We start from the raw sequence: 10,681 nt of genomic DNA on the forward strand, positions 1-10,681 counted from the left end.
CGATTTCACGCTTGCAGCTTCTTTTTAGAAGTCGGCGGTGACACCGAAGAAGATGTAGCGGCCCATGGAGTCATAGACACCCGGGTAGGTGTTGCCGTTGCCGCCGCCCGAGTAGCTGAGGGGCGGATCCTTGTCGAACACGTTGTTGATGCCGACACGGAAGCGGGTGTTGTCGAACGCCTGCCAGGTCGCGCCGATGTCGAACCAGTTGTAGGCGTCGAAGTAGCGGTCGATGCGGTTCAGGCCAGCGCCGGTCAGGCCGTAGTGCTCGACCTCACCGTGATAGCGCCACGTCAGCAGCAGGTTCAGGTCCCAGGGGGTGGACCAGCTGGTGGTGAAGCGGTGACGCCATTCGGGCGAACCGAAGCCGCAGTTGTTCTCGTAGAAGCCGACGCACTCCAGACCCGGCGCGCCGTCGAACGGGGTGTTCTCGAGCGTTTCAAGCCAGGTGCCGGTCAGGTTGAAGGCCAGACCGCCCATGCCCGCCAGACCAAAATCGTCCAGGTTCATGTTGTAGTTGACGACCAGGTCCACACCCTTGGTGACGATCCCACCGGTGTTGATGGTGAGGTTCTCGACGAAGCCGTTGTTGGTCCACAGCTGACCGCCGGGCGCACGGTTCAGGCGGGCGCAGGCCACCGGATCCGAGCTCGAGAAGGCGCCGATGCCGTAGCAGGCGTCGATCGTATTGTTGGCGCCGAAGGTGCCGATGGCGCCCTCAACCTCGATGTCGAAATAGTCGATCGACATGTTGAAGCCGGGCAGGAAGGTCGGAGTGAAGACCACGCCATAGGTGTAGGTGTCGGCTTCTTCCGCGTTCAGGGCCGTATTGCCGCCGGTCAGGTTGTTGTACTGACCCGCCGGGCTGTCGATGAACGCCTGGCCGTAGTTGGCGGCCGGGACGCCCGTGGCGGTGCACTGGGCCAGCGTGGCCGTTTGCGCCGCGCCGCAGGGATCGCCGCCGCCGCGACCGAACAGGACCACGTTCTGGGCGTTGAACAGGTTGAACACGTTGGGCGCACGAACCGCGCGGGCATAGGACGCCCGGAAGCGGACATCGCTGGTGGGGGCCCAGTCCAGACCGACCTTGTAGGTGTCGGTGTCCTCGGCGAAGTTGTACGAGGAGTGACGATAGGCGGCGTCCAGGGTGATGGACTCGGCGAAGGGCAGGCCCTCGGCGATCGGGAGGATGAACTCGCCGAACCAGTCGCGGGCGGTGGTGGCGCCGGTGATGCCGATGAAGGCGCCGCCCTGGCCCGCACCGTCGCCCGACTGATAGCCGGAGTCGGTGTTCACCGTCAGGAAGTCACGACGGTATTCCGTACCGAAAGCGACCTGCATGCCCGAGGAGGCCCAGGGGCTCTGCACGCCATAGACGCCCAGGTCGCCGGTCATGGCGGCCGTCAGAACCTGGTTGGTCACGTAGCCGGTGGCGATCAGCGGCAGGGACAGATAATCGATCTGCTCCTGGGTGATGCCGCCCGGACGGAACGGGTTGTAGGGCACGCAGTTCGGGTCCGTGCCGTCGACGACCGAACGACAGGTCGGGGTGCCGCCAACGTCCACCACGTCAAGGGCGCGGCCCAGACGCGCGGTGGAGAAGTCGCCGATGTAGCGGTCGGTGTACTGCACGCGGGCGTACTGCGCCGTCAGGTCGTAGGACCAGGCGTCGCTGATGTCGCCGCGCAGACCGCCGACGAGGCGGTAGGAGTTCAGGTTGTAGTCCTGAACGCGCGGTCCGCCTTCGACGTTACGACGGCCGACGTAGAACAGGACGTCGTTGTCAGCCGCGATGTCGGCCGGGGTACAGCCGATGGCCGCAGACTGCTGGGCCGACAGCAGCGGGTTGCCGCAGTTGATGCTTTCGTTGTTGAAGAACGAACCCGAGGGCGCGATCTGGGCCAGGGTCGAGCTGTCGGTGAACATCAGCTGGGTGTAGACCTCAGCCGCGCGGTTCAGCTCGTAGTTGGCGAACACGCCGAAGGAGTAACGCTCTTCCGGACGCATATAGTAGTTGATCGGCGCGTAGTTGTAGGCGTGGATGTTCGCATTGTACGGAATGAACTCGCCGGCCGGGTTGTTCGGGTTCAGCGTGTAGCCGAAGGTGGCGAAGTCGGTGAAGTAGCCGTTCGCGCTGGTGGCCGAACCGCCGCAGCTGAAGGTGTCCGGGCCGCTGGCCGCGTTCGGGGCGCCGACGGCGCAGGCCGAATAGTCACGGTCCGCCTGGAACACCGGGTTGTTTTCACGATAGGTGAAATAGCTGGTGATGTTGCCGCGGCCGCCGTTCACGTCGGTGCCCACGATCAGGCTGAACTGGACGGTTTCGCCGTCACGGACATTGTTGTCCGGCAGCTGGAACTCGGCGGGGTTGGTGGTGCCGCGGCGGGCGATTTCGGCCCGCACGTTGCCAACGCCGTCATAGTCGTTGTTGTGCTGGTAGAAGCCGTACTGGGCGTCAACACGCACGCCTTCGAAATTCTTGCGCATGATGAAGTTGACGACACCGGCCACGGCGTCGGCGCCGTAAACGGCCGAGGCGCCGCCGGTGTAGACTTCAACCCGCTCAACCATGGCGGCCGGAATCTGGTTCAGGTCGGCGGCGGCGATGGCCGGCGAGCCGTAGGGCATGCGGCGGCCGTCGATCAGCACTACGGTGCGGCCGGCGCCCAGACCGCGGAGGTCGACGGTGGCGGTGCCGGACGAGCCGTTCACGACGGTCGAGGTCTGACCGGCGAAGACCTGCGGCAGCTGGTTGACCAGGTCCTCAACGCGCGAGACGCCGGCGTTGGTGATGTCCTCGCCCGTGACCTGGGTCACCGGGCTGGTGGTCACCAGGTTCGCCTGGGCGATACGCGTGCCGGTGATGACGATCTCGTCGACACGGGTCGCTTCCTGGTCCTGGGCCTGCGCGATGGCAGGGGTCGCGGCGAGCGCGAGCAGCGCAGCGCCGCCGATCATCGTCGAGGCCAGCAGGCGCTCACGAGTATTCTGGATGTTCAAGGGTCACCCTCCTGAGACCGGCGATTTGTATCGGTCAAAATGACCGACCTGCCCCCGCCCGGTACGTTTGAATCAGCAGTCATCCGCAGAAATATTTCTCGCAGATTGGAGCGCACGATAGGAATTGTGACCTTACAGCGTCAACGCAATTACAGGCCCGTAAGGTTGTCGTCGTCGGACTGTCGCATTCGCGCCACGGTTCTGTCGCCCGGGAGGCTCGCTGGCGGCGGACCTCCCGCAATGGCATAGAGGTCGAATTCCGTCGGCGACAGAAGGCCTCGCACCATGACTTTCCTCCGGACAGCCCTGCCCCTCGTGGCGGCCCTGGCAATTCCCGCGCTCGCCCATGCCCAGGAGGCGCCGCGGCCCGAACTGCTGAACCGCCTGACCGACTGCCGGGCCATGGCCGATCCGGCGGCGCGCCTGTCCTGCTACGACATGGCGGTGGAGGCGCTGGACGTCGCCGAACGTCAGGGCGAGGTGGTGGTGGTCGACCGCGCCCAGGTGCGCGAGAGCCGCAGGGCCCTGTTCGGCTTCGACATGCCCGGCCTGCCCGCCTTCGGACGGGTGACCGCGGCCGAGGACGAGGTCTCCAGCGTGGAGACCACCCTGACCCGCGCCAGTCGCGGCGGCGACGGAAAATGGGTGTTCCGCCTGTCCGACGGCTCCACATGGCGCCAGATCGATTCGGAATCGGTGTTCTTTCCCAACCGCGAGGGGACCGAGGTGCGGGTTCGCCGCGCCTCCATGGGCAGCTTCATGATGACCCTGGGAAGCAGCCGCGCCGTGCGCGTGCGCCGGGACCAGTGACCTTCCGCCTTCTGTCGCCCGGCGTGCGGGTCTGGGGCCAGGTCCACGAGGACGATGTCGCCCGGGCGAAGGACCTGGGCGTCACCCTGATCGTCAACAACCGGCCCGACGGCGAAGAGCCGGGCCAGCCCGCCTCCGCACAGGTCGAGGCCTGGGCGCGGGCGGCTGGACTGGACTACGCCTCGGTCCCCGTCCGGGGCCGTCCGACCCCCGGGGAGGCGGCGGCCCTGGGGGACCTGCTGGAGACGGCGGAGTCGGCCCTGATCTTCTGCCGATCCGGCATGCGTTCGGCCGCCGCCTGGGCCATGGCCCGGACGGCTCGGGCGCCATGAGCCCGGACGAGGCGCGGGCGGCGGCGGCCCGGGCCGGATACGATCTGTCGGGCCTGCCGCTCTAGCGGACCACGGCCACGCGGGCGGCGTAGGGGGCCGCCGGCTCCGGCGTGCAGGATGCGGTGATCAGCTGCGCCGCCATGAGACACAGGACGGCGGCGGCCAGGGGCTGGAGCCGATTTGAAACAGTGATGAGGGCGTCAAGGGCGATGATTCGGGCCATTTCGGCGTCTCCGGACGGTTCAGACCGCCTTGACCGCAAGCTCCGCGCCGTCCGGAATGGGATGCCATGATCCCCTTCGTGAGAGACTTCGATCCCGAGTACGGCGTCTGTCGGCGTGTTTCCCCGCGCATCCGGAGGGTGGTCGCCAACAATCCGGGGCCGTTCACCTATACGGGGACCGGGACCTACATCGTGGGGAACGGGACGGTGGCGGTGATCGACCCGGGCCCAGAGGATGCGGCGCATCTGGAGGCGCTGCTAGCGGCGGTCGGGGACGAGACGGTCAGCCATGTGCTGGTGACCCACACGCACCGGGATCACGCGCCGCTGGCGCGGCCCTTCGCGGACGCGGTGGGGGCGCTGGTGCTGGCGGCCCGGCCGCCCGCGCGCGAGACCCACGCCTCGGGCGCGCTGGACGAGGCCGAGGACCAGACGTTCCGGCCGGACGTGATTCTGGGTGATGGCGACCGGATCGCGGGGCCGGACTGGACCCTGGAGACACTGGCCACGCCGGGCCATGCGTCCAACCATCTGGCCTTCGCCCTGATCGAGGAGAACGCCCTGTTCAGCGGCGACCATGTGATGGGCTGGGCCACAAGCGTGGTGGCGCCGCCCGACGGGGACATGGGCGCCTATATGGACAGCCTTGAGCGGGTGACGGCGCGGGGGTTCGCTGCGCTGTGGCCGACCCATGGCGCGCCGGTCACGGACGTGGCGCCGTTCCTGACGGCCTACAAGGCGCACCGGCTGGAGCGCGAGGCGCAGATCGTGGCGCGGCTTGAGGCGGGCGACCGCACCATCAGCGCGATGGTCCCGGGGCTGTATGCGGCGGTGGATCAGCGCCTGTGGCCGGCGGCGGCCCTGTCGGTGCTGGCGCACCTGATCGATCTGGTCCGGCGCGGCCTGGTCGTCTGTAAGGGGGAGCCGGAGCTCGGGTCCGTGTTCCGGCTGAGGTCCTAAAGCTCCAGGGCGCAACGTTCGTGGATGGTGGGACGGCTGACCACGACGCGGGACAGGCCGGGCCATTCGGGGGTCAGGCGCTGCACGAACCACAGGCACAGGTGTTCGAGGGAAGGGACCTCGAGGCCCGCGTGCTCGTTCAGCATGCCGTGGTCCAGCTCGCCGGCGGCGGCCTTGAGGGCCGTGTCCAGCGCGTTCAGGTCAGCAACCCAGCCGTTGCCGTCCAGCCGATCCGAACGGATCGACACCTCCACCTGGAACGAGTGGCCGTGGATGCGGCGATAGGGGCTGCCCTCCGGCTCGTTGGGGAAGTGGTGCGCCGCATCGAAGGTCGCGGCCTTGGTGATCTCGAAGACAGGCTGGGTCATAGCTGGGTCAACGCACGCCGATGTATTTGTGGGTCTGGACGCTGAGGCGCCATTTGGGGTTTTGCAGGCAATAGTCCATGGCCGCCGCCGTGTTCGCCTCGGTGTCCGGGCCGTCCATGGGCTGGAGCCAGAAGCGTTCGAAGGCCATGTCCGCGAACTGTTCGGGCCGGGCCAGCGCCTGCGGATAGACCAGTTTCAGCTCCTGGCCGGTGGTCTGGAGGACGGGGGCGTCGGCCTTCGGGCTGACGCAGATCCAGTCGAGGCCGTCCGGCGCCGCGATGGCGCCGTTGGTCTCCACCGCGATCTCGAAGCCCCGCGCGTGCAGGGCGGCGATCAGGGGCGGGTCCAACTGCAGCAGGGGCTCGCCGCCGGTGCAGACCACCAGACGGGGACCGCCCTGCCCGCCCCGCCACAGGGAGGCAACGCGGTCGGCCAGCGCCTCGGGCGCGGCGAACTTGCCGCCGTCCGGGCCGACGCCGACGAAATCGGTGTCGCAGAATGAGCAGACAGCCGTGGCGCGGTCCTGCTCGCGGCCGCTCCACAGGTTACAGCCGGAAAAGCGCAGGAACACGGCCGGCCGGCCGGCCTGTCCGCCCTCGCCCTGAACGGTGAGGAAGATTTCCTTGACGGTGTAGGTCACGCGCCCGCCGCCCACTGGTCATAGCCGGCCGCGCGCAGTTCGCACGCCGGGCAGGCACCGCAGCCGTAGCCCCAAGGGTGACGGTGGTCGCGGTCGCCCAGATAGCAGGTGTGGCTGTCCTCAATGATCAGCTGGACCAGAGGGTCGCCGCCCTGATCGTGGGCGAGGGCCCAGGTCTGGGCCTTGGTCATGTGCATCAGGGGCGTTTCGATGGGGACCGGCTTGTCCAGACCCAGCGACAGGGCCTGCTGCATGGCGTCCATGGTCTCGCGACGGCAGTCGGGATAGCCGGAATAGTCCGTCTCGCACATGCCGCCCACCAGCACCTCAAGCCCGCGGCGGTCGGCCAGGGCGGCGGCGTAGGTCAGGAACACCAGATTGCGGCCCGGCACGAAGGTGGTGGGCAGGCCGCGCGCGTCCATCTCGATGGCCCGGTCGGTGGTCAGGGCGCTGTCGGCGATGCGGCCGAAGCCGGTGATGTCCACCACATGGTCGGGGCCGAGGCGGTCCGCGACCTCGGGCAGCACGCGGGCCATGCCGTCGCGCACCTTCAGCCGGGCCTGCATCTCGACCGCGTGACGCTGGCCATAGTCGAAGCCCACGGTCTCGACCCGCGCGAACCGGTCCAGCGCCCAGGCCAGGCACGTGGCGCTGTCCTGCCCGCCGGAGAACAGAACCAGGGCCGAGGACGAAGGGTTGATCGGGGAAGCGCTCATGACAAATCTGCGGTCGGCTCGGGGGCCGCGCGCATGCAAGGGAGTCCAGTGATGAAAAACGAAGTGGCGGTGCTTTACACCACATGGCCCGATGCGGAAAGCGCGGCGTCGGCCGGGCGGGTTCTGGTGGCCGAGCGGTTGTGCGCCTGCGTCAACATCCTCGGGCCCATGCGGTCCATCTATCGCTGGGAGGACGCGGTGGAGGAGAGTGTGGAAGTCCCGGCCCTGTTCAAGACCACCGCAGACGGCGCGACCGCCCTGAAGAACCGCATTCTGGCGCTGCATCCCTACGATACCGCCTGCGTGCTGATGCTACCGGTATCACCTACAGCTTCGTCGGAGGCCTTCACCGCCTGGGTCACGGACAATGTAACGTCGTTATCGAAATGATTTTGCTGATCTTTCCCGATTCATCCCCAGCTTAACCCTTCCGCAAAGCCTGCTGGCGCAATGTCAGCCGGTAACAGGGAGTTCTCGGCCGTATGCCGACGATCGAGTCCATTGCCGAACGGGCCACCCCGGCCGGCCTCAAGACCCTCGGTCACGAGGTGTACACGCGGTTCCAGGCGGAACCCGACACCCTTGTCATACCTGTCGTCGAGAACGGCCGCCCGATCGGCCTGATCGAACGGGATGACTTTCTCCTGAAATTCGCCGGCGATCACGGTCACGCGCGCTACGCTCACCGGACCGTCGAGATGGTCATGGACGCCGAGCCCGCCGTAGTGGACGCCGGAGTCCACATCGACGCCTTCGCCGGTCCTATCCTGAACAGCGGCCCCGGGGCCCTGCTGCGGGGCTTCATCGTCACCCGTGACGGCGCCTACTGGGGCGTGGGCTCCGCCGTGGCGCTGTTGCGCGCGGCCAGTGAAGGCAAGGACCGTCAGATCCGCGCCCTGGCCGAACAGGAAGAAACCCGCGCCCAAGAGCAGGAACGCGCCCTGGCCGTGGCGCGCGACCGCTATGATTTCCTCAATGCCCTGAATCATGACCTGCGCACCCCCCTGAACGGAGTGCTGGCGGTGGGCGAGCTGTTGCAGCGTCAGCCGCTGGGCGCCAACGCCCAGGCTCATGTGCAGACCATTGTGGACTCCTCAGAGACCCTGCTGCGCATCCTGCAGGACGCCATGGACCTGAGCCGCGCCGAGGCGGGCGAGCTGGCGCTGGAGTTCGCGCCGACGGTGCTGCGCGGCGTCATGGACGCGATCCAGGCCGAGTGGGAGCCGCGGGCCCTGAACCAGGGCGTGCGCCTGATGGTCCGTTACGACGGCGACACCGAACTGGCCGCCGACGTTGACAGCCGGCGCCTGAAGCAGGTGTTCGACAACCTGATCGGCAACGCCCTGAAATTCTCGCGCGGCGGTCTGGTGGAAGCCGGGCTGAAGACCCGCGCCGCCAGCGGTTCGGTGGTGATGGAAGCGCGGGTCCGCGACAGCGGCTCGACCCTGGCGGACCTGAAGGATGACGACCTGTTCGCCACCTTCATCAAGGCCGCCGACGAGGGATCGGCGCCCGGCGGCGTCGGGCTGGGCCTGGCCATATGCCGGCACATCGTCCACGCCATGAACGGCCACATCTGGGCCGAGCGGAACCAGGGCAAGGGCGTCACCTTCGCATTCGACCTGTGCGCACCCCAGGCCGTGATCGAGGCCGAGGCCGATTCCAACGTCTCTGAGCTCGGCGGCCTGTCGCTGCAGAGCCAGCCGCATGTGCTGATCGTGGACGACAACGCCACCAACCGCGTGGTGGCCCAGGCCCTGTGCGAGATGTTCGGCTGCACCTCCGAGACGGCCGAGGACGGCCTGGAAGCGCTTGAAGCCGTCCAGGCCACCCGCTTCGACCTGATCCTGATGGACATCAAGATGCCCCGCATGGACGGGGTGGCCGCCACAAAGGCCATCCGCGCCCTGGACGGCGACGTGTCCCATACCCCCATCGTCGCCCTGACCGCCAACGCCGACCCCGACGACGCCCGCAAATATGTGGCCTCGGGCATGTCGTCAGTGGTGGAGAAGCCCATCAAGCCCGAGCGCCTGCGCATGGCCATCAACACGGCCCTGTCGGAGGCCGAGGCCCACGCTTCGAAGGACGCCGCCCGCCGCGCGGGATAGACGCTTTCCCCGCCTGCGCCCTACGGATAAGAACGGCCCATGGCCGCAACCATCGAATCCCTCCTGCCCCAGCTGGCCGCCGGCGCCGCGCACACCCATGCCCTGGGCTTCGCCTACGAAGCGCTGGACGGCGACGCGGTCACCCTTCGGGCCCCGTATCGCGAGGATCTGGTCGGTGATCCGAACGCCGGCGTGCTGGCCGGCGGGCTGGTCACGGCGATGCTGGATCATGTGGGCGGCCTGGCGGTGTGGGTGGCGCTCGGCGAATTCCGGCCCATCGCGACCCTGGATCTCCGGGTGGATTACATGCGGGCCGCCGAACCGGGCCGCGATCTGCTGGCGCGCGCCCGCTGCTACCGCCTGACCCATTCGATCGGCTTCGTGCGCGCTTTCGCCTACGAGAGCGATCCCGACGATCCGGTCGCGGCGGCCCAGGCCGCCTACATCATCAACTCAGACGGGGAACGGGGCGCCGGGGTGAACAGCCCACGTCCCGGGGCCGCGGCATGAGCGCGCCGGCCGCTTTCGATCTGGACAGCATCCCTTACGCCCGGTTTCTGGGCCTGAAATCACTGGCGTCCGGCGACGAGCTGACGGTGGTGATGCCGTTCTCTCCCCATCTGATCGGCAATCCGATGCTGCCGGCGCTGCACGGCGGCGCAACCGCCGCCATGCTGGAGCTGACCGCGACAGCCCAGCTGGCGCTGCTGCACCCGCGCCCGCGGCTGCCCCGCCCTATCAATGTGACGGTGGCCTACCTGCGGTCAGGCAAGCCGGTGGACACCTTCGCCCGCGCCCACGTCAGCAAGGCCGGAAGACGGGTGGCGTCCGTGACCGTTGAGGCCTGGCAGGAGGAGCGGCGACAGCCCATCGCCACCTTGACCGCGCACTTCCTGCTCGACAACTAAAACGAGTATTGTTGCGGAATGCACGTGTTGCATGTCTGCTCTCCTTTTCTGCGGGGAGTTGAATCATGCATCACGAAGCCGTCGGCCGGGATCTGAGCCGGAAAGTCCATGCCGCCGAGGCTGCGGTAGACCACGCCCTGATCGAGATCGCCGCCCTGACCGCCGCCCTGCCCGAGGCGCGGATGCGGGCCGGCGTTTCGGGCGTCACGGGCCAGTCGGCCTTTGATGATCTGGCGGCCTCACTGTCCGACATGACACGGGCGCGCGCCCGGCTGGGCGGGGCGCACCGAACCCTGGCGGCCCTCGCCCGGCGGATGGGCCTCGGCGCGGTGGCTGCGGGCCCCATGGACAAGCCGGACGATCAGCCGCCGCTGGACGGGAGCGGAGGTGTGACGGCGAACATGGTGAACGAGATGTAAACACCCTATCCACCAACGCTGAACCGTGTTAACACTTGGCTAACCACAGTGGAGGGTTTGCATCGTGTACAAGGCTGAAATCGTCAACGGCGTCGCCAATGAGCTTTACGCCACGGAACAGGCGCTCGACGCCGCCATCGCCCAGGCCAGCGGCCTGGTGCAGACCATGATCGCCAGCCGCGCAGAGCTGAGCA

General features: G+C 67.8%; 13 protein-coding genes. 8 read left to right on the forward strand and 5 right to left on the reverse strand.

Features of this window, described 5'->3' with window-relative positions:
* Positions 1-24: 24 nt before the first annotated feature.
* Positions 25-3,000, reverse strand: coding sequence for a TonB-dependent receptor (locus C0461_RS05910; protein ID WP_292104824.1), 2,976 nt, complete (start codon positions 2,998-3,000; stop codon positions 25-27).
* A gap of 285 nt (positions 3,001-3,285) precedes the next feature.
* Here C0461_RS05910 and C0461_RS05915 point away from each other — a divergent pair, with 285 nt between their 5' ends.
* Positions 3,286-3,810 (forward strand): hypothetical protein, encoded by a 525-nt coding sequence (locus C0461_RS05915; protein ID WP_292104826.1) that lies wholly within the window; start codon positions 3,286-3,288, stop codon positions 3,808-3,810.
* Entirely contained in the window at positions 3,807-4,142 is a 336-nt protein-coding gene (locus C0461_RS05920) for a TIGR01244 family sulfur transferase (protein ID WP_292104828.1), read from the forward strand. The genes C0461_RS05915 and C0461_RS05920 overlap by 4 nt, the downstream gene beginning before the upstream one ends.
* A 61-nt stretch (positions 4,143-4,203) precedes the next feature.
* On the opposite strand, the gene C0461_RS05925 is transcribed toward C0461_RS05920, so the two are convergent.
* The gene (locus C0461_RS05925) at positions 4,204-4,365 is read right to left on the reverse strand and encodes a hypothetical protein (protein WP_292104830.1); all 162 of its coding nucleotides are present in this window, start codon (positions 4,363-4,365) and stop codon (positions 4,204-4,206) included.
* Positions 4,366-4,431: 66 nt separating this feature from the next.
* Here C0461_RS05925 and C0461_RS05930 point away from each other — a divergent pair, with 66 nt between their 5' ends.
* Positions 4,432-5,325 carry an MBL fold metallo-hydrolase gene (locus C0461_RS05930; protein WP_292104832.1) on the forward strand — a complete coding sequence of 298 codons (894 nt, stop codon included), beginning with the start codon at positions 4,432-4,434 and terminating at the stop codon, positions 5,323-5,325.
* On the opposite strand, the gene C0461_RS05935 is transcribed toward C0461_RS05930, so the two are convergent.
* Genes C0461_RS05935 through queC form a run of 3 tightly spaced genes read right to left on the reverse strand, consistent with a single transcriptional unit; the run spans position 5,322 to position 7,049 of the window.
* Positions 5,322-5,693 carry a 6-carboxytetrahydropterin synthase gene (locus C0461_RS05935; RefSeq protein WP_292104834.1) on the reverse strand — a complete coding sequence of 124 codons (372 nt, stop codon included), beginning with the start codon at positions 5,691-5,693 and terminating at the stop codon, positions 5,322-5,324. The genes C0461_RS05930 and C0461_RS05935 overlap by 4 nt on opposite strands.
* 7 nt (positions 5,694-5,700) lie before the next feature.
* Positions 5,701-6,333, reverse strand: coding sequence for a 7-carboxy-7-deazaguanine synthase (gene queE, locus C0461_RS05940; protein ID WP_292104836.1), 633 nt, complete (start codon positions 6,331-6,333; stop codon positions 5,701-5,703).
* Positions 6,330-7,049 (reverse strand): 7-cyano-7-deazaguanine synthase QueC, encoded by a 720-nt coding sequence (queC, locus tag C0461_RS05945; RefSeq protein WP_292104837.1) that lies wholly within the window; start codon positions 7,047-7,049, stop codon positions 6,330-6,332. The genes queE and queC overlap by 4 nt, the downstream gene beginning before the upstream one ends.
* Before the next feature lie 51 nt (positions 7,050-7,100).
* Here queC and cutA point away from each other — a divergent pair, with 51 nt between their 5' ends.
* The 5 genes from cutA to C0461_RS05970 all read left to right on the forward strand — a co-directional run bounded on the left by cutA (position 7,101) and on the right by C0461_RS05970 (position 10,487).
* On the forward strand, positions 7,101-7,439 hold the full coding sequence (gene cutA / locus C0461_RS05950; protein WP_292104838.1) for a divalent-cation tolerance protein CutA: 339 nt from the start codon (positions 7,101-7,103) through the stop codon (positions 7,437-7,439).
* 92 nt (positions 7,440-7,531) lie between these two features.
* The gene (locus C0461_RS05955; RefSeq protein WP_292104840.1) at positions 7,532-9,160 is read left to right on the forward strand and encodes a response regulator; all 1,629 of its coding nucleotides are present in this window, start codon (positions 7,532-7,534) and stop codon (positions 9,158-9,160) included.
* 39 nt (positions 9,161-9,199) lie between these two features.
* Entirely contained in the window at positions 9,200-9,670 is a 471-nt protein-coding gene (locus C0461_RS05960; protein ID WP_292104842.1) for a PaaI family thioesterase, read from the forward strand.
* Positions 9,667-10,068 carry a PaaI family thioesterase gene (locus C0461_RS05965; protein ID WP_292104845.1) on the forward strand — a complete coding sequence of 134 codons (402 nt, stop codon included), beginning with the start codon at positions 9,667-9,669 and terminating at the stop codon, positions 10,066-10,068. The genes C0461_RS05960 and C0461_RS05965 overlap by 4 nt, the downstream gene beginning before the upstream one ends.
* Before the next feature lie 65 nt (positions 10,069-10,133).
* Complete coding sequence (locus C0461_RS05970; RefSeq protein ID WP_292104846.1) at positions 10,134-10,487, forward strand: hypothetical protein; 354 nt, start codon at positions 10,134-10,136, stop codon at positions 10,485-10,487.
* Positions 10,488-10,681 lie beyond the last annotated feature (194 nt).

The sequence above is a fragment of the Brevundimonas sp. genome (assembly GCF_013823285.1).
Lineage (GTDB): Bacteria > Pseudomonadota > Alphaproteobacteria > Caulobacterales > Caulobacteraceae > Brevundimonas.

Excerpts from the sequence above, each read along its gene's own strand:
- cutA (WP_292104838.1), top strand. The coding sequence starts at position 7,101 with ATGAAAAACGAAGTGGCGGTGCTTTACACCACATGGCCCGATGCGGAA.
- C0461_RS05970 (WP_292104846.1), top strand. The coding sequence starts at position 10,134 with ATGCATCACGAAGCCGTCGGCCGGGATCTGAGCCGGAAAGTCCATGCC.
- C0461_RS05925 (WP_292104830.1), bottom strand. The coding sequence starts at position 4,365 with ATGGCCCGAATCATCGCCCTTGACGCCCTCATCACTGTTTCAAATCGG.
- C0461_RS05965 (WP_292104845.1), top strand. The coding sequence starts at position 9,667 with ATGAGCGCGCCGGCCGCTTTCGATCTGGACAGCATCCCTTACGCCCGG.
- C0461_RS05955 (WP_292104840.1), top strand. The coding sequence starts at position 7,532 with ATGCCGACGATCGAGTCCATTGCCGAACGGGCCACCCCGGCCGGCCTC.
- C0461_RS05960 (WP_292104842.1), top strand. The coding sequence starts at position 9,200 with ATGGCCGCAACCATCGAATCCCTCCTGCCCCAGCTGGCCGCCGGCGCC.
- C0461_RS05935 (WP_292104834.1), bottom strand. The coding sequence starts at position 5,693 with ATGACCCAGCCTGTCTTCGAGATCACCAAGGCCGCGACCTTCGATGCG.
- C0461_RS05915 (WP_292104826.1), top strand. The coding sequence starts at position 3,286 with ATGACTTTCCTCCGGACAGCCCTGCCCCTCGTGGCGGCCCTGGCAATT.
- queC (WP_292104837.1), bottom strand. The coding sequence starts at position 7,049 with ATGAGCGCTTCCCCGATCAACCCTTCGTCCTCGGCCCTGGTTCTGTTC.
- C0461_RS05930 (WP_292104832.1), top strand. The coding sequence starts at position 4,432 with ATGATCCCCTTCGTGAGAGACTTCGATCCCGAGTACGGCGTCTGTCGG.